Below are 18,234 nucleotides of genomic sequence, written 5' to 3' on the forward strand. Positions count from 1 at the left end.
CAAGCCCTATTGAGGCTCATCCGTCGTTACTTTTTTACTACATCAAGCATTGTTTCTGCTACCTTACTCAGTGGCACCAAAGATTGCACTGCACCTAACTCATAAGCCGCTCTTGGCATTCCCCATACCACAGAACTCAATTCATCCTGGGCGAATGTCTTCGCTCCGTTCTTTTTAAGTGCCAACATTGCTTTTGCTCCATCGCTGCCCATTCCGGTCAGCATCACTGCACAAACATGCTTTCCTATTGGCACTAATGAATTAAATAACACCTCTACGGACGGTTTATGTCTATTCACAGGTTCGCCGTCATCCAGTCGACAAACGTACCCAGAAGATACTCTCTCGACTTTGAGGTGTTTATCTCCAGGGGCAATAAACACGTGCCCGGGCTTCAACATATCGCCATCTTCTGCCTCTTTCACTGAAACTGCACACGTTCGGTCCATTCTTTGTGCGAAAGATGTACTGAATACGGGTGGAATGTGCTGAGTAATGACCACAGGCGGGGCATGAGTAGGTAGACGCATTAATACTTCACGTATAGCTTCCGTCCCTCCGGTTGAAGCGCCGATAGCAAGAATAGCATTGTGTGCAAAGGTGAAGGAGGTTCCTACCTCTAATTGTCTTTCTGACTTTGGTGCTTTAAACGTTCGCACTCTGGCTTTGGCTGCGACTTTTACTTTTTTCTGCAGAATATCTGAATATGATTGCAGTTGCTCTATAACATGACTGGTCGGCTTAGAAACAAAATCAACGGCACCTAGTTCTAATGCTTCAATAGTTGCAGGTGACCCTTCTTGTGTCAGCGTTGATATCATCACCACTGGCATAGGCCTCAAACGCATCAAGTTTTTTAAAAAACTGATACCATTCATTCTTGGCATCTCAATATCTAGCGTCAGCACATCCGGTGCGGTTGATTTAATCAACTCTCGTGCTTGATACGGATCCTCGGCGACGCCTACAACCTCAATACCATTCCCCTGATTTAATATTTCTTTTAATAAGCCGCGTATTAGCGGTGAATCATCGACAATAAGAACTTTGACCATATTTCACCCTTAAAACAGCTCGATGTCTGTTTTGTTGTCTTGAGCTTCAATGTCGTGTAGGTAACGTACCTCACGTTGCTCAATCGTGTTATTGTGCATGGTGCGCAGTTTTTTTACCTGTGCTTTACCACTTTGAGGATGAAAAATAACTTTCCTTGGCCATGGACCACCTACATCCTGGGAAATTAGCTTCAAACACTCTTCTTCAACATAAGCTTGGGCAAATCGGATATTCCCCTCACCGATGTCCGTCATTGAACTAATTATCTTACCGCCACCAAACAATTTAATTTTTAAGTTCGCTCTAGACGCGCCGTTTTTAACAACTTCGTTTATTAAATATTCCATCGCCCAGTTACCATAGCGACAATTAAGATCATCAGCATGAACCTCTCGTAGGGACTTTGCACCGGGTAGCATAAAGTGATTCATCCCCCCGATCCCTAACTTCTCATCATACACACATGCGGCAATACACGAGCCAAGTACGGTTGAAATTAGCTCATCTTGTTTAGATACATAAAACTCTCCAGGCAATACTTTTGCAACAACCATCGCTCGTCCTGAGTCCCAAAACCGTTTAACGTGTTCAAAGCCCCTTAAAACAGGTTTAAATTCTCTCATTCAACTGGCCTTTTTGATAAATGGTTTTACCTAAGTTTTTGAACTGCAAGTGCTCCTTACCCATGGTTTCAGAATGCCCAATTAGCAAATATCCATTCGGTACTAGCATCCGGTGGTACTGCTCGAAAAGTTTGTCTTTTGTTTTTTTATCAAAATAAATCAGAACATTACGACAGAATATGGCATCAAACGGCCCTTTCATTGGCCATGGTTCCAGCAAATTCAAGCGCTTGAAATGAATGAAAGACTGTAATTTTGGTTTGACTCTATATGTACCGCCATCTGCGCTACGCAGAAACCATTTTTTCAATTTATCTTCGTCCAAACCTGTGACATTATTTGCGGTGTACTCTCCGATACTCGCCTTACTTAATACATTTGAATCTAAATCTGTTGCCAGCACCTTTACATCCCAATCATTAGGAAACGCGTTAGCAACTGTCATTGCAATACTGTATGGCTCTTCACCCGTTGAGCACCCCGCAGACCATATCCTCACCCTTTTGTCCTGCTTATGCCGAGTAGTAATTTCTGGCACCACCGTCTTTGCCAGAAATTCGAAGTGATGATTTTCTCTAAAAAAAGAGGTTAAATTTGTAGTTATAGAATTAATGAAGTGACTAAATTCTGCGTCTTCATTTTTTTCTAAAAATGATAGATATTCAGCAAATGAACTCAAGCCATTAGCGCGTATGCGTCTTGCTAACCGCGAATACACCATTTCTTTTTTATGTGGCCCAAGCACTATGCCACAAGCATCATATACTCGAGCCGAAACCTCAGAGAAGTCCTTATCTGTAAGCAAAAACTCCCGCATCGCAATATTCCCTCAATCTTACTCATCACGCTGGTTTTGTACCAGCTAAACACACCTTATGCTAAAACTCTTCCCACTCTTCAGAATCATCAGCAAACTGGTTGTTTTTTGTGTTTTGCAATGATGTTTTGCTCGGTATCATGGTGTGCTTGGGTGGTTGTTTCTCTTGAATATCATAATGACGTTTTGACGAGCTCACATCGTGGCTGTGACTAGCTAGGTCGTCTAGCGTAAAAAAGTTCAGAAGCCTTCTCATATCGTTCGCTTGCTCAGCCATAGACTCACCAGCAGCAGACGCCTCTTCAACTAGTGCGGCATTTTGTTGGGTCATCTCATCCATTTGGGAAACAGCTTTATTCACTTGCTCTATCCCAGAGCTTTGCTCAACAGAGGCTTCAGCAATATCCGAGATCATGTTTGTTACACGCTTTACCGACTCCACAATCCCTTTTAGGGTTTCGCCTGATTCATTCACCAATAATGTGCCATCTTCGACTTTGCTGACACTATCTCGTATTAAATCTTTAATTTCTTTTGCCGCCGCCGCGGAGCGCTGCGCTAAGTTTCTCACCTCTCCAGCAACAACAGCAAATCCACGTCCTTGTTCACCTGCTCGCGCGGCTTCCACAGCCGCGTTTAAGGCCAGTAAGTTTGTTTGGAAAGCAATTTCATCTATAACCCCTATGATGTCCGCTATTTTTTTACTCGAGCTGTTTATTTCTGACATACTTTCTACCGCGCGAGTCACCACCTCTCCACCTTTAGTTGCCTTATCACACGTTTCTTCTGCCAGTTGGTTTGCGACTTTTGCATTATCCGCATTTTGCCTAACTGTACTGGTCATTTCTTCCATACTAGAAGCCGTTTCTTCTAAGGAAGATGCCTGCTCTTCAGTCCGCTGACTCAAGTCAGCATTGCCTTGTGATATTTCTTCTGCGCCACTTGCGACTAGGTTTGCTGAAGTGCGGATCCGGCCTAACACCTCGGTCAATTTTTCAGCAGTGGTGTTGGCGTCCTTTTTAAGCTTTTCATAAGCACCACGATAATCTCCCTCTATCCGCTGGGTTAAATTACCCGTAGCCAACGAATCCAGCATTTCTCCCATGTCAGTAACTGTTTCATCGACAGTCGCAACTAAGCTATTAAGTCCTTGTGCTAATCGCAAATAAAATCCTTCTTTACCCTCATCAGATAAACGAACACTTAAGTTACCACTGTTAGCTGATTGCACTAGTCCTGCGACTTCTTTTTCAATCTGGGCTTCCTTGGTTCTGTCGTTCCATTCAACTACGGTCCCTACACGTTCGTTATTACTATCAAAAATGGGATTTGCCACCAAACTAAAAGTACGTCCGCCAACGGCTATCTCAGTTTTGTACTCAGATTCAAGACGAGAGAGCATACTACGCTGATGACTTGGATTTTTATGGAAAACATCAATATTAGCCCCCATAAGCTGCCTGCTGTCAAAGTTTGGCAAGTCACGTTTTAAATCACTCTCTGCGCCTCTCATCATTTCTTTAACGGCGCGGTTTAAGTATACGATCTCAAACTTTTCGTTTGCGATCATGGTATTAGTCGACACATTATCCAGCGCTCTTCGTACTCTTAGGTTTTCCGCTGCAGCCGCTTTTTCCAGAGCTTCCCGATTTAACCTATCAGTCTTGTCTTCCCACTCAACCACCGTACCAATACGCTTACTGCCATCATCAAAAACTGGGGTTGCAATTAACCCAAATGTGAACCCTGCAATCTGAATATCAGCACGATATACCTCGTTTAACTTATCGAGTATGTGTCTCTGATGACTCGGGTTTTCGTGAAATACATCAATACATTGCCCAACAAGTTTATCTACATCGAAATTTGGAAGAGACTTTCTAAGCTGAGGCTGATTATCTCTTAGCATCCTAACTACAGAATCGTTGACATAAACAATGTTTAATTTATCGTCCGCGAGCATGACGTTGGCTTGGCAAACATCAAGTGCACTAGAAATTCTCGCATTGTGACTCGCCAACTCAGCTTGCCTCTTTTCAACCTCAAGCTCTCTTGTTAAGTCTTTCCACTCCACTAAGGTGGCTAAGCGTTTACCTTCTTCATCAAATACTGGTGTTGCAATAAGGTCGAAGGTAAGTCCAGCAACTATAATCTGGGCAACATAGGGCCTAGAGAGATTAGCTAAAATACCTCTTTGATGGCTGGGGTTACGGTGAAATGAGTCGATGTTAGCGCCAATCAAGTTATCTACATTAAAACCTGGTAATTCTTGCTGTAGTTTGGCCTGATTCTTTCGCAACATACTCGTAAGGGAGTCATTTAAATAAACGATATTAAGAGACGCATCAGCCAACATTATGTTTGCTTGACAAACTTTGAGCGCTAATAACAGGCTGTGGTTATGTTCTTTATCATTCGCTATATCATCATTTAAAAAAGTAGCTACTGCTCTGAACAGCGTCGGATGCTCTGCCTTGAAGTGGTTATTTAGTAAGCTTGCATCGTTATTTTCGATTGCCGGTATAATACTTTCAACGCTCTGTAACCTAGCTAGCAGCGTGTTTACACTTTGCTTCAGTAGCAAAACCGCTAATGCAACGCTTACGCCCGCAATTACTATCGCGACGTAAGTTTGAGTAGACATACTCACGTTTAACATCTGAATACTGATTGCCAAACCCACAACTATTATGGCACTGGCAACTAATACTCTGCTATTGACTTGACTCACTAGTGCGTGATCGCGCATGTTATCCCCCGACAACCGATTGCTCATCATGTTTTACTTCAAGATCTAAAATTTTTTTTAAATTTAAAAGTACAACCATTTTTTCACCAACATTGACAAGTCCCTGTACGAACTGACTATTTTCCGAGTCCTGAAAGTCAGGTACATCTTTAGCAGTTTCTTCATTGATGCTGTACACGTCCGAGACTGCATCTACCACTAGTCCCATAATTTTCTGCATTCCTTTGATGACCACAGACACGACAATAACGACTGTTAAAGCACCATATTCGATCTGAGGTAAGCCAAAGCGGATCCGCAAATCAATGATAGGTACTATGGTTCCACGCAGATTAATTGCACCGTTTACATACCTTGGTGAATTAGGAATTGCTGTGACCTCTTCCCATCCCCTAATTTCTTGGACAGCCAAGATATCCATGCCATATTCTTCTCCTGCCATCATAAAGGTCAAAAACTGCTTATCACCTTCCTTATTAGCCAGCATAATTTGCTCATTAACTGCTGCACGTTCAGTGATCATGTCATCACCTCTTCTAGCTCCTGCTCTACCAACAGCTCTTGACTTCCGGGTCGCTTAAGGCCGCTTAGTTTTATTAAGCCACTGATATCTATAATCAACGACACTCTGCCGTCTCCGAGAATAGTAGCGCCAGATATGCCATTGACCTTTTGATAATTCGCTTCTAGGCTTTTTATCACCACTTGCTGCTGTGCCAGTAAGTCATCCACCAGCAGCCCAACTTTATGGTTGTCGCTTTCAACCACAACAAGCAAAGTTTTATCGAGTTCTTCGATTGCTCCTTCATGGCTAAATAACCGATAGAGTCTGATGATTGGAATGTACTCGTCTCTCAATCGCAAAACCTCTAAACCATTTCCGACTCTACTCACTTTTTTAATATCGATCTGCAGTGATTCCACAATGGAAATAAGGGGGATGATATAGGTATGTTGCGCAACTTTGACTAGCTGACCATCCAAAATAGCGAGTGTAAGCGGTAGACGAATCGTAAATGTTGAGCCAACTCCCTTGGCCGAAGTAACCTCTACACTACCATTAAGCGCTTGAATATTTCGGCGTACAACATCCATCCCGACACCACGACCCGAAATATCACTTACTTCATCCGCAGTAGAGAACCCCGGCTTAAAAATAAGCTCATTTACTTCCTCAACGGTAAGCTCATCTGTTGCCTGTACCAACCCATTCGCCACGGCTTTACTCTTGATTTTTTCTGTATTGAGACCTCTGCCATCATCCATAATCTCAATGACGATATTTCCACCTTGGTGAAAAGCATTTAACGTCACAGTCCCAACGGGATCCTTTCCTGCTTTAATTCTTTCCTCGGGTGTTTCTAATCCATGATCTAACGAGTTTCTTACAAGATGCACCATAGGATCAGAGATTTTTTCCATCACTGTTTTATCTAACTCTGTTTGTTCGCCAAGCAGCTTGAGCGCTACTTGTTTATCCAGCTTCTGCGATGTATCTCTAACCAAGCGTGGAAAGCGACTAAAGACGAAACTAATAGGTAACATCCTTATCCGCATTACGTTTTCTTGCAAGTCTCGGGTGTTGTGAGCCAGCTGTGCCAACCCCTCTTGCATTGCAGCCAATGTATGCTCTGTGGGCTCTTGTTCGCCGAGTTGAGTTAACATTGCTTGCGTTATTACTAATTCACCCACCATATTTATCAGTGAGTCGACTTTATCTATACCTACTCTGATTGATGTAGATTCGCCTGACTTCTTATTCACCTCAGATTTAGGCTTAGCCATGGCGGTCGGTTTCTGAGTTGTTTCAGTATTGTTCTGAGTTTCTTTTTGCGCTACTTGCGATTCAGTATCTGTTTTGGGCGCTATATTCACTTCTGGAGCACTATCATTTTCAAATAGGCCGCCACACAATGTGATCACTATCTCGGCGTCATCCTCAACCCACTCGAAAACTTCTCTAATGGCTGACTCAGAGTGGGTAGTGTTTAAATATAAACGCCAACTTAGGTAGCAGTCTTCAGGGTTAAACCCTTCAATATCTGGAATTGCATCGCAAAAGGCATGCGTTTCCAAATCTCCGAGCTCTGACAGTTCGCTCAACATATACAAAGGTTCATTGCCTGTTTTAAAAAGGTGTGTAAGCGGCTTGAAGTCAATTTGATAGGTTTGTAATTCAGGAGCTACCTCTCGGCTTGGTGAGGTGTGAGCATCTTGCGACTGTTGAGCGCCCAAAATCCCTTCAAACTTCTCTCGTAACGCATTCGCCACAGAAAGATCGGGCTCTTCTTCAGCTTTCAGGCTTGTCAATAGAGCTCTTAAGCAATCGACGGACTGAAGTAAAAGATTTACATGTTCAGCTGTTAGTTGACGTCTACCATCACGGATTTGATCAAGCAAGGTCTCTAAAACGTGGGTGAAGTTAGATACGGATGTAAAACCAAATGTTCCACTTCCACCTTTGATACTGTGCGCTGCTCGAAATATAGTATTGATGGTCTCCGAATCTTCTTGCCCTGGCTGTAAGTTTAGAAGCTCTGCTTCCATCACATCCAGCCCCTCAAAGCTCTCTTCAAAAAAGACATCAAAAAATTGGCTTAAATCAATACTCATATCGACGCCCCTTTATGTCTACCTGATGACTTTCTTTAATACGGCTAACAATTGTTCAGGGTTAAAAGGTTTAACTATCCATCCAGTAGCACCTGCTGCCTTACCTTCTGTTTTCTTATCCAGTCCTGATTCAGTAGTTAGCATCAACAAAGGAGTAAACTTATAATTAGGCAGGCTACGAAGTTCTTTGATCAGAGTTATGCCATCCATAACTGGCATATTCACATCTGAGATCACAGCATCAAAGCCCTGCTGTTTTGCAATAGATAGAGCCTCACTGCCATCTTTTGCTTCTATCACATCAAAGCCAGCTTTTTTTAATGTAAAGCCAACCATTTGACGCATAGAGGCAGAATCATCCACAGCTAAAATCTTTTTCATAATCACCTCTTAGTTTTCAATACCATGGAATAAATAGTGCGTTAATCCGAGCTCATTTACGGCTTGTGCGAGCGCTTCACTTTCACCATGCCAAACAATTTTGTGCTCCATTGAATGTAGGTGCTTTTGCACAGCGCATAGTAACTGGATAGAAGCAGTGTCTGCTTTTTGCACTTCGCTAATGTCGATAGAAATGTCAGATGTTTCCAAAGAGTCCTGGAAAATTTGATGGTACAAGCTTTCCACATGATTAATTGCCATTTCTGGTGGAAGTTTCAACATGAGCTGAAGACTATCCCTGTAAAAGTGAGTAATAAAATTAGCTTAGACTGTGATCGTAAAATTGCCACAAAGATTAAATAAAAATCCGCAAATAATGAAAGCGTTAGAGGTAGGAAATAAAATCGCGTAGGGCACAGGCTACGCGATATGGAGCTAGTTTATTATGCTATTAAGGTCTTTTAATAACTGTTTTTCATCGATCGTCGGCACAGCTCCAACTTCATGAGAGGGTTTAAAAATAGCCTCCAGCTGTCCCTTTGGATTGATTAGTGCGACTGATGCACTGTGATCAACATAGTATTCTTCTTGCTGTTCTTGATTTATCGCATAGATCAAGCCAAGATCTCTGACAAAAGGAAACAATACCGAATGCTCTGCAGAGACCGCTTTGAAGGTTGGATCAAAGTGCCTAATATACGCTTGTCGTCGCTCCTTTGAGTCTCTGTGAGGATCAACAGATACGAACCATACTTGTAATTTACTCTTATCTTTCATTGATTGGTACACATGAGTCAGTTTCAATAATGTCATCGGACAAACGTCAGGACAGCTGGTATACCCAAGAAAAAGTAAATTCCACTTGCCTGCAAAGTCTTGATTGGATAACACTTCACCATACTGGTCTTGAAGTTGAAACGACTGCACTTCTTTTGGTTTTGGGTACCAAACTACTTTTTCAGACACATCAGGCGCAGGGCTACAGCCAGATAATATCGCCACTACAACGATCAAAAGAATTTTTTTCATATAAATGCTTTATCCACAAAAAGTGCTACGAAAACAATTAGCAAATGCCAAATTGAAAAATAAAATACACGCATAGCATACTCTAAACTCTTCGTTTTAATAAGCTTTGCGGCCTTATATATAAAGGCCACATTAACTGCCCCAGAGCACAGTAAATAAATCCACCCCGACATTCCGACCAAATAAGGCAATAGGCAAATTACGGTCAGTAATATGGTGTAAAATAATACACAAAGCTTGGTAAATTCATCACCGTGTGTCACAGGTAGCATGGGTATTTCAGCTTTCTCATAGTCACGTTTTCGCGCTATGGCTAAAGCCCAAAAGTGTGGTGGAGTCCATGCAAAAATTATCATCACTAATAACCATGGTTCAGCACCCAGCTGTCCTGTCTCGCTAACCCACCCAAGCAGCGGTGGCATAGCACCTGCTAACCCTCCAATCACAATATTTTGGGGGGTTGCTCGCTTCAAAAGTAGCGTATACACAACGGCATATCCAACTAACGCAGCGAGAGTTAACAAAGCACACAGCTGGTTTGCAAAAATGGAGAGTAGTACATAGCCGAATAAAGCCAAAGTACTGGCAAACATTATGGCTGAAGAAACAGAGACTGACTCTGTTGCGAGCGGTCGGTCACGCGTTCTGACCATCTTTTTATCTATTTCTCTGTCAACCACATGATTTATTGCTGCGGCACTGCTCGACAGCAAGCCGATTCCCAATAGACTCATGATTTGAGACAATAGCGTTTTATCGCTTTGTGGCGCTAAAGCCAGACCAACCCACGCGGTGATCACCAGCATGCAAACTACTTTAAACTTGCACATGCCAAAATAGGCCTTTAGCAACGATGTTATTCTTTGATATTCAAAAGTATTAGTTAACTGGTGCATATTTATCTCCTACTTTTTGCGCTAAATTCACAAAAAAGCATAGTCTCACCATAGCTAGTAATACCATGGCTGCCATAAAGTTATGAAATAAGGTGAGTAGCAATGGAAATTGGAAATGAACGATAGCGGCGCCGACGGCCACTTGCAGAGTAATCAGCACTAATACCAGATAAGCTGAATTTCTGATCACCTGATTTTGTGCCTGCTTTAATAAAGGCCAGCATGCTATAAGTAAACTGAATACGGTTATAATTGCCCACACTCTATGAGTAAAATGGATAGACACCCTTGATTCAAAAGGGAGCACGCCAAACTCGTAGGTGGCTGAAGGCTCAGGCAGGGTAAATAGACTTTGCCAAGAAAACAATTGTAAGTTGTCACAAAGCGGTAAGCCTGTACAGTGAGGCGCAGCATAGTTGGCAGCTAGCCAACCTCCAAGCGCAATTTGAATAACCAAAATATAAAGCGCTACATAACACATCAGAGCAAGGCGTTTTGGGACATCAGCGATAATGTCACGGTGCTTCAGTCGTAAAGCAAGCAAAACAAGCAACGCCAGAATACTGAACCCTCCTAGTAAATGCCCCATTACTATTATCGGCTGTAAATTCATTGTTACAGTCCACATTCCTAAAGCTCCTTGAAACAACACTAACAGCAGAAGTAAATAGTAATGTTTATTAGGGCCTTCAACCTGTGGCTTTTTAAAGAATTGTAAGCATGCCAGGAGGAGAATAATGGCCCCCAAAAAGCTAGCAAAGTAACGATGGATCATCTCGATCCAAGCTTTGTCGGCTTCGACTTCTAAATGCGGAAACTGATCTTTTGCAGCGATTAACTCATGAGCTTCATTGGGCACAGTCAAAAAACCATAGCACCCAGGCCAATCAGGGCAGCCAAGACCTGCGTCACTCAAGCGTGTGAAAGCACCAAGAGTGACAACCGCAAGCGTAACAAAACAGGTAAATATTACGAGCTTGATTCTATTCATATATAACCTCCTAGCTTGAGCGAGAGTAGTTCAATAGTTTTTTGAGGTCACTTAGCAAGCCTTTTTGTATACTTCTCGTTTTTCTTTGATCTAATATAGGCGCGTACTGAAGAACAAATAGACCAGTCTTATCTACCAAGTAAATATAGTTATCTTGCAGTTGGGAGATTTGTAGCGGCAATGAAGTTGCGTGCTCAATAAGAGGTTCGCCTTGATTCTGCAACACCACGATAGTTACCTTCTGCTGATGCTTGCCAAGTGCCAAATACAAATTAGGAAGACTGTTAAGCAACAAAGAGCATTGCTCATTACATGACTTTGGACGCTGATACACAATACTCCACTCTGTATCTTGGACGACTGCAGGCTGCCTCACCTCTTGACGTAGAAATTCACCATGGTTAGTTGTGCTACTGGGAAGCCAACCCAACTTTAGTGCAACGAATGCTAGTAGTAATGGCATAATGAACAAACTGACAAACCATATCGCTGTCTTAGACATATCCACTCTCCTTTTTTGAAAGTTTCCATCCGATCACTAGTGCCGAAAACGCAATCAGCAGCCACTGAACAGCATAAGCCTCATGCTTCTGTGGTGACATTACGACTGGTTGGTAATGTGGCTCAGTACTACCAAGTACGTCATGTGTCATGTATGCAATGATAGGCAATAGAGTGCGGTTAGAAGCTTTAGATAGGTAGTCGAGATCAATATACTGAATTATCGAATGAGCCTGCTGACTTTCCGCTGCAGAGTCAGCCAACGTAAAGCCTTTACTCACGTTTGTTTTAATGTATGCAGGGAAAGTTACCTTAGTTTCGGAAAGAGAAGTGAGTGTTGGAATTCGACTTGCTTGCTGTGGGACAAAACCCAAATTTACCACAACATATTCACCAGTCTTACTCACTTCTAAAATAGATATAACGTCAAAACCTACTCGGCCTTTTACTACTTGGTTATCAAGATACCATACCGCACCAGCAACAAAGCGCCCAGTTAGTTGCACTTCACCATCAATTTGCTCGATAGGAACTTTACTTTCAGGATTATTTCTATTTGCAAGGTTTTGGTCTTGTCGCTTCTCTATATGTTGGTTTATTGCATGCTTTTTGGCTGCACGTTGCCATTGCCAATATGAAAGAGCTACACATAACAACATCACGATTAACGCTGCCAATATAGGCGTTTTTGATCTACCTTTAAAAAGTGCACCTAAATTCACGGACACTCCTTATGATTAAAATTATTATCGTAGTACTTCTGCTATTTATTTTTCTTAGTTTATTTAAAGCGATGTTCGTCATGCTCAAATCAGGGCAACAAGGGTCAATGGCAAAGCAGCTATTAAATCGAGTATACGCCTCTATAGCTGTGATTCTTATTATTTGTCTGGCTGCTCAGTTTGATTTAATCAAATTACATTCGTCGCCTATTTCTACAACACATAAACAAATACAAACAAACACAGCCACACCACATCAACAAAGTGCCAATACCAAGCACCAGCCTGAAACGCAAAGTGATTTTTCGCACTAAAGTGCCCTTTCAGAACTCTCACCCATATCACAAATAAAATTATCGCCCCAAGCGTGACATGAACTCCATGAAATCCAGTTAGTAAAAAGAAGGTGTTGCCATAAACTCCAGATTGAAGAGTTAAGCCAAGTTCTTGATAGGCATGAATATACTCTTCAACCTGTAGAGTTAAAAAGCCAATACCAAGCAGTACCGTTAACCCTAAAAAGGCTTTTACTTTTGCCCTTTGATCTTTTTCTAGGGCAACATGTGCCAAACTCAACGTTATTGAAGAGGCGAGCAGTATGATGGTGTTGATCAATGGTAAGCCCTGCCACCCCATGGCTTGTGTTACCGTTCCATCTGGCGTTGTTAATAGTGGCCACGCGGCTTCAAACTGAGGCCACAGCACTTCGTTTGTGCTCACATTATTACTTGCTCCACCTAACCAAGGAACAGCTATCATGCGTGCATAAAACAGCGCGCCAAAGAAAGCACCAAAAAACATTATTTCGGAAAAAATAAACCAACCCATCCCTTGTTTAAACGAGCGATCCATTTGCTCTGAATACAATCCAGCTTGGGATTCTTGAATTACGTTTCTAAACCAACCAAAAATCATATAGATCAGCGTAGCGATACCTACAAGTAACAGGATTGCGCCACTATTGTTCGGGGAGTCAAGTTGAATGATTGTAAGCGCGCAGCCCACTGCGATAAAAAAGAGCGCAAAAGCGCCAACAATAGGCCAAGGGCTTTGCTCTGGAACGTAGTATTTTTCTTGTTCATGGTTCATGTTAGAACTCCTTTAGAGCGGCTAACTGGCCCAACTGCACATTTTGTGTCTGGCTTACTCGCTCTGTAATATCAAATAACGTGTATGAAAGCGTTAGTTCTTCCACATCATCAGGCAGTTCTGTATCTACATAAAACCTCAATACAAACTCAACCTCTTCTTTACCCTTCATTGGTTGTTGATCGAAGCAAAAACAGGCCATTTTATGTAAATACTTGGCAGCTTTCCCCGGAGATACAGAGGGAATTGCTTGTAAAATCCGATCACTGTCACTCATATTCTTTGCAATAAACTTCACGTCTGTTAATTTTCCGGGTTGCACACTGACAAAGTGTTGAGCTGCATCAACCTTAAATGGTGCATGACCCTGGCTATGTGTTGTGAAACTTACCTCAACTTGACGGCTATCAATAATAGCCTCGCTTTGCTCTGCCACTTTCATCGAAGGTTTTCCATTGAGTCCTGTTACATCACAAAATACGTCGTAAAGTGGGACTAATGCAAAAGCAAAAGCAAACATGCCCAGAGTCAGCAGCAGGAGCTTTCTAAGGAGGCGTCCATGTTGCATTACTTGACCTCCGGTGGAGTAGAAAATGTATGATATGGCGCAGGTGACGGTACTTCCCACTCAAGGCCTTCAGCTCCATCCCACACTTTACCGGGCACCTGCTCACCTCCTTTGGCACACTTATACACAACAGCCACGAATAATAGTTGTGATAAACCAAAAGCAAAGCCACCAATGCTGATAATGGCATTAAAATCAGCGAACTGAAGTGCATAATCAGGTATTCGTCGAGGCATTCCTGCCAAGCCAACAAAGTGCATGGGAAAAAACAATACATTGACACTCACAAGAGATAGCCAAAAGTGCAGTTTTGCTAGTTTGATATCAAACATGTTGCCAGTCCATTTCGGCAGCCAATAATAAGCAGCAGCCATAATAGAGAACACGGCACCTGTTACTAGCACATAATGGAAGTGTGCAACGACAAAGTAGGTATCGTGATATTGAAAATCAGCAGGCGTAATCGCCAACATGAGTCCGGAAAAGCCACCTATCGTGAATAGCACAATAAAGGCGATAGAAAAGAGCATGGGTACTTCAAAGCTGATTGCCCCTCGCCACATAGTCGCGACCCAATTAAATACTTTTACCCCTGTAGGTACAGAAATCAGCATTGTCGCATACATAAAGAAAAGCTCACCTGCTAGCGGCATTCCTGTCGTGAACATATGATGAGCCCACACAACAAAAGAAAGTAAAGCAATCGAGGCTGTGGCGTATACCATTGAAGCATAGCCAAATAGTTTCTTTCTAGAAAAGGTAGGCACTATCGTGGAGATAATCCCAAAGGCGGGTAGTATCATAATATATACTTCAGGGTGACCAAAGAACCAGAATATGTGTTGAAACATAACAGGATCACCACCACCTGCGGCATCAAAAAAGCTCGTACCGAAGAACTTATCAGTTAACACCATGGTGACAGCACCAGCCAAAACAGGCATAACTGCAATTAGTAAAAATGCAGTTATAAGCCAAGTCCATACAAATAGTGGTAGTTTCATCCATGTCATACCTGGCGCTCGAAGGTTCACTATAGTAACGATGACATTAATAGCGCCCATTATTGAGCTTRTCCCCATTATATGAACTGAAAATACAAAAAACGCCGTATTATCATTACTGTAGGTTGTAGATAGTGGTGCGTAAAAAGTCCATCCAAAAGCAGGCCCCCCTCCTTCTAGAAACAAAGACATGAGCAAAATGGCAAACGCAAAAGGTAAGATCCAGAAGCTCCAGTTATTCATTCTTGGAAGCGCCATGTCTGGAGCTCCGATCATCATCGGGATCATCCAATTGGCAAGCCCCGTAAATGCCGGCATCACTGCACCAAATACCATGATCAAGCCGTGAACAGTCGTCATTTGGTTAAAAAAATGCGGATCGACTAACTGTAATCCAGGCTGAAAGAGTTCAGCCCGTATCACCATAGCCATTGCACCACCAATCAAAAACATGGTCAGTGAGAATAATAGGTAAAGCGTGCCGATATCTTTATGATTGGTTGTAAAAAGCCAGCGTTTTAGGCCTTTAGGAGTTCCATGATTTGAATGTTCTTCTACTATAGCACTCATTACTTGGCCTCCTCTAAGGCATCAATTTCTTGCTGAATTTGACTCGGCTGGATCACCTCTCCTGTGTCATTCCCCCAACTATTCCTTTTGTAAGTGATGACTCCTGCAATTTGTTTAATCGTTAATTGCTTTGCAAATGCTTGCATAGCAGTACCAGGACGACCAAGCAGAAGGATATCAATGTGTGGTTTAAGATCACCTATGACAACTTCACTCCCCTTCATAGCGGGGAAGACGCCAGGTAAGCCAAGCCCAGTTGGCTGGTGACAAGCAGCACAATATGCCATGTAGGTTTGTTCGCCGACCTCCATTAACTCTTCTTTCGATAAAATTTGCTCTGCCACCGCCTGTGATTCTGCTGCAGCTTTTGCTTTGGCGGCTTTAGCATCATCGAGCCACACCTCAAAGTTTTCTGGGCTTACTGCTTCTACCACCACAGGCATAAATCCGTGGTCTTTTCCACATAGCTCTGCGCATTGTCCTCTGTAGATTCCTTCCTCATTAACTTTGGTCCATGCTTCATTGATAAAGCCCGGATTAGCGTCTTTCTTAACAGCAAAATCAGGTACCCACCATGAGTGAATAACGTCATCTGACGTCATTAAAAAGCGAACTTTCCTATCCGTTGGGATCACTAAATGGTTATCAACTTCCAAAAGATAATTGTCATTTTTATCTTGCAGATCATTGATTTCATCTCTTGGTGTAGATAGTAAAGAGTAAAATTCAACATCATGTCCCATATACTCGTAATGCCACTTCCACTGTGAACCTGTTACCTTAATAGTTAGATCAGCTTTGCTTGTATCTTCCATCGCAATAAGCGTTTTCGTAGCAGGGATAGCCATTCCTATCAGTATCAGAAAGGGGATTGTGGTCCAAAGAATTTCAACTTTAGTACTTTCGTGGAATTGAGCTGCGACAGCCCCTGTTGATTTACGATGCTTGAGTAATGCCCAGAACATCACTCCAAACACTATAACTCCTATCACACAACATATAAGGAAAATAGTCATATGGAGCTCATATACTTGATGGCTAATGTCTGTTACGCCCTGCCTCATATTGTAATCGCTATTCGCAAGTGATGGCATGACGATTAGCACGGTGACAAATGCTACAACTAATCGACAAATTTTCATTTGACGTCTCCTTCAAGGCAGCGCTTAGCCCCTTTTGTTATTATCGGATGACTGTCATATTGTCTATTGGTACATAGACTTACTGCACGACCCTTAACCAAATAGTCAAGAAATTTACAAAACGCAAGATTTTAGAAAAAGATGCCAGTTAGAAGTGTTTTTATAGTTATGAACTAATAAATGTAAGAAGGCAAAGTATTATGTAGAATTATCAAAGTAGTAAACTAACCTAAGAGTAACTATATTTGATCCCAGCCGAGCGCAATATTAGCAATACTTTAGATAAGCAACAAAAAAGGTGTTTATCTAGAGCGTAACACCATTTAATTAGTGTTACGCTCAACTTAAGTTACATCCAGTCGGCGTTTCTGATGACACCCACTGCAAGCCCTTCAATAGAAAAGTTCTGATGTTCAAGATCAACCTCAATAGCTTGAAACTCTTCATTTTCTGCATGAAGTAAAATCTTTTTGCCTTTTTTCTCTAGGCGCTTAACTGTCACGTCTTCCTCTACACGCGCCACTATTACTTGACCATTATCAGCTACCTGAGTCTTATGCACAGCAAGCAAATCCCCATCCATGATCCCAATGTTCTTCATGCTCATACCACTAACCCTAAGTAAATAGTCCGCATGAGGCTTAAAGAAGCTAGCATCTACATTGAAATGACTTTCAACGTGTTGTTCTGCAAGAATGGGTTCTCCAGCAGCCACCCTGCCGATGATTGGCAACCCTAACTGTTCTGGTTCATCCTCAACCAACCTAATACCTCGACTAGCTCCGGGAACCATTTCTATAACCCCCTTCTTGGCAAGTGCTTTAAGGTGCTCCTCTGCTGCATTTGCACTTTTAAAGCCTAACGCATCAGCGATTTCAGCTCTAGTCGGGGGCATGCCAGTATCCTTAATGAATACTTTAATCAGTTCAAAGACTTGCTCTTGTCGTTTAGTTAAAGGTCGCATCAACTGGTATTCCATACAGTATTATATTTACTGTAAGTATATACAGCTGAGAAAAAATCGCAATGTTTGTTTATTCTTATAAATTAAGTTTACAGCCTTAGTAAGGTATGTAAAAAATCCAATAAAGAGAAAGAGTTAAATTTACTTTCCTAAAGGAAAGTAAATTATAAGCTGATAGATAAGTCGAAGAGAGAAGTTTTAGGTAGAGCAACGTCAAAGCTGAGTAAGAAGTTTTCTCAAGCCCTCGGCGGGTAAACCGCCTCCTACCAGTGCAGCACTTTATTGATATTGTGGTGGGAGCGAGTTTACCTCGCGAGGTGTTGATTATCTTGTTAGGTTTTTTCAAATCCCACATAGCAAAAAACCCGCTGCATTGCTGCAACGGGTTTCTCTAATAAGGCCCTGACTCGCTACGAAGTAGGATGTTCTACTTTCATATGGGAAGCCCACACTATCATTGACCGGGGCCGACCCTTCGGCTGTTTTGTTTCACTTCTGAGTTTGGGTGACAAGAAACCG

The 18,234-nt window shown here is 42.2% G+C and carries 19 protein-coding genes; 1 reads left to right on the top strand and 18 read right to left on the bottom strand.

Annotated elements, in window-relative coordinates:
* Nucleotides 1-26 precede the first annotated feature (26 nt).
* The 13 genes from EAG18_RS17945 to EAG18_RS18005 all read right to left on the bottom strand — a co-directional run bounded on the left by EAG18_RS17945 (nucleotide 27) and on the right by EAG18_RS18005 (nucleotide 12,378).
* On the bottom strand, nucleotides 27-1,055 hold the full coding sequence (locus EAG18_RS17945; RefSeq protein WP_125253736.1) for a chemotaxis response regulator protein-glutamate methylesterase: 1,029 nt from the start codon (nucleotides 1,053-1,055) through the stop codon (nucleotides 27-29).
* 9 nt (nucleotides 1,056-1,064) lie between these two features.
* Nucleotides 1,065-1,679 (bottom strand): chemoreceptor glutamine deamidase CheD, encoded by a 615-nt coding sequence (gene cheD / locus EAG18_RS17950; protein ID WP_125253737.1) that lies wholly within the window; start codon nucleotides 1,677-1,679, stop codon nucleotides 1,065-1,067.
* Nucleotides 1,666-2,496 carry a protein-glutamate O-methyltransferase CheR gene (locus EAG18_RS17955; protein ID WP_125253738.1) on the bottom strand — a complete coding sequence of 277 codons (831 nt, stop codon included), beginning with the start codon at nucleotides 2,494-2,496 and terminating at the stop codon, nucleotides 1,666-1,668. The genes cheD and EAG18_RS17955 overlap by 14 nt, the downstream gene beginning before the upstream one ends.
* Before the next feature lie 61 nt (nucleotides 2,497-2,557).
* Complete coding sequence (locus EAG18_RS17960; RefSeq protein WP_125253739.1) at nucleotides 2,558-5,245, bottom strand: methyl-accepting chemotaxis protein; 2,688 nt, start codon at nucleotides 5,243-5,245, stop codon at nucleotides 2,558-2,560.
* 1 nt (nucleotide 5,246) lies between these two features.
* A complete protein-coding gene (locus tag EAG18_RS17965) occupies nucleotides 5,247-5,768 on the bottom strand; it encodes a chemotaxis protein CheW (RefSeq protein WP_125253740.1) in 522 nt (173 codons plus the stop codon).
* Nucleotides 5,765-7,858 (bottom strand): chemotaxis protein CheA, encoded by a 2,094-nt coding sequence (locus EAG18_RS17970; RefSeq protein ID WP_125253741.1) that lies wholly within the window; start codon nucleotides 7,856-7,858, stop codon nucleotides 5,765-5,767. The genes EAG18_RS17965 and EAG18_RS17970 overlap by 4 nt, the downstream gene beginning before the upstream one ends.
* Before the next feature lie 18 nt (nucleotides 7,859-7,876).
* Entirely contained in the window at nucleotides 7,877-8,239 is a 363-nt protein-coding gene (locus tag EAG18_RS17975; RefSeq protein ID WP_099643757.1) for a response regulator, read from the bottom strand.
* Between the two features lie 9 nt (nucleotides 8,240-8,248).
* On the bottom strand, nucleotides 8,249-8,521 hold the full coding sequence (locus tag EAG18_RS17980) for an STAS domain-containing protein (RefSeq protein ID WP_125253742.1): 273 nt from the start codon (nucleotides 8,519-8,521) through the stop codon (nucleotides 8,249-8,251).
* Between the two features lie 153 nt (nucleotides 8,522-8,674).
* Nucleotides 8,675-9,268 carry an SCO family protein gene (locus tag EAG18_RS17985; protein ID WP_125253743.1) on the bottom strand — a complete coding sequence of 198 codons (594 nt, stop codon included), beginning with the start codon at nucleotides 9,266-9,268 and terminating at the stop codon, nucleotides 8,675-8,677.
* Nucleotides 9,265-10,164: a heme o synthase gene (cyoE, locus tag EAG18_RS17990; protein ID WP_125253744.1), complete on the bottom strand. Its 900-nt coding sequence runs from the start codon at nucleotides 10,162-10,164 to the stop codon at nucleotides 9,265-9,267. The genes EAG18_RS17985 and cyoE overlap by 4 nt, the downstream gene beginning before the upstream one ends.
* Nucleotides 10,148-11,155 (bottom strand): COX15/CtaA family protein, encoded by a 1,008-nt coding sequence (locus EAG18_RS17995; protein ID WP_125253745.1) that lies wholly within the window; start codon nucleotides 11,153-11,155, stop codon nucleotides 10,148-10,150. The genes cyoE and EAG18_RS17995 overlap by 17 nt, the downstream gene beginning before the upstream one ends.
* A 10-nt stretch (nucleotides 11,156-11,165) precedes the next feature.
* Nucleotides 11,166-11,657, bottom strand: coding sequence for a transmembrane cytochrome oxidase associated protein (locus EAG18_RS18000; protein ID WP_125253746.1), 492 nt, complete (start codon nucleotides 11,655-11,657; stop codon nucleotides 11,166-11,168).
* Nucleotides 11,650-12,378 (bottom strand): SURF1 family protein, encoded by a 729-nt coding sequence (locus EAG18_RS18005; RefSeq protein ID WP_125253747.1) that lies wholly within the window; start codon nucleotides 12,376-12,378, stop codon nucleotides 11,650-11,652. The genes EAG18_RS18000 and EAG18_RS18005 overlap by 8 nt, the downstream gene beginning before the upstream one ends.
* 11 nt (nucleotides 12,379-12,389) lie before the next feature.
* On the opposite strand from EAG18_RS18005, the gene EAG18_RS18010 reads away from it, so the two are divergent.
* On the top strand, nucleotides 12,390-12,692 hold the full coding sequence (locus EAG18_RS18010) for a DUF2909 family protein (protein ID WP_125253748.1): 303 nt from the start codon (nucleotides 12,390-12,392) through the stop codon (nucleotides 12,690-12,692).
* Here the strand turns inward: EAG18_RS18010 and EAG18_RS18015 are convergent.
* The 5 genes from EAG18_RS18015 to lexA form a co-directional block, all read right to left on the bottom strand.
* Nucleotides 12,592-13,467, bottom strand: coding sequence for a cytochrome c oxidase subunit 3 (locus EAG18_RS18015; protein WP_125253749.1), 876 nt, complete (start codon nucleotides 13,465-13,467; stop codon nucleotides 12,592-12,594). The genes EAG18_RS18010 and EAG18_RS18015 overlap by 101 nt on opposite strands.
* A 1-nt stretch (nucleotide 13,468) precedes the next feature.
* The gene (locus EAG18_RS18020) at nucleotides 13,469-14,035 is read right to left on the bottom strand and encodes a cytochrome c oxidase assembly protein (protein ID WP_125253750.1); all 567 of its coding nucleotides are present in this window, start codon (nucleotides 14,033-14,035) and stop codon (nucleotides 13,469-13,471) included.
* Complete coding sequence (ctaD, locus tag EAG18_RS18025; RefSeq protein ID WP_125253751.1) at nucleotides 14,035-15,609, bottom strand: cytochrome c oxidase subunit I; 1,575 nt, start codon at nucleotides 15,607-15,609, stop codon at nucleotides 14,035-14,037. Before ctaD ends, EAG18_RS18020 begins: the two co-directional genes overlap by 1 nt.
* Nucleotides 15,609-16,751 carry a cytochrome c oxidase subunit II gene (gene coxB, locus EAG18_RS18030; RefSeq protein ID WP_125253752.1) on the bottom strand — a complete coding sequence of 381 codons (1,143 nt, stop codon included), beginning with the start codon at nucleotides 16,749-16,751 and terminating at the stop codon, nucleotides 15,609-15,611. Before coxB ends, ctaD begins: the two co-directional genes overlap by 1 nt.
* Before the next feature lie 349 nt (nucleotides 16,752-17,100).
* The gene (gene lexA / locus EAG18_RS18035; RefSeq protein ID WP_125253753.1) at nucleotides 17,101-17,715 is read right to left on the bottom strand and encodes a transcriptional repressor LexA; all 615 of its coding nucleotides are present in this window, start codon (nucleotides 17,713-17,715) and stop codon (nucleotides 17,101-17,103) included.
* Nucleotides 17,716-18,234 lie beyond the last annotated feature (519 nt).

Source organism: Pseudoalteromonas sp. J010, from assembly GCF_003934235.1.
Classification (GTDB): Bacteria; Pseudomonadota; Gammaproteobacteria; order Enterobacterales; family Alteromonadaceae; genus Pseudoalteromonas; species Pseudoalteromonas peptidolytica.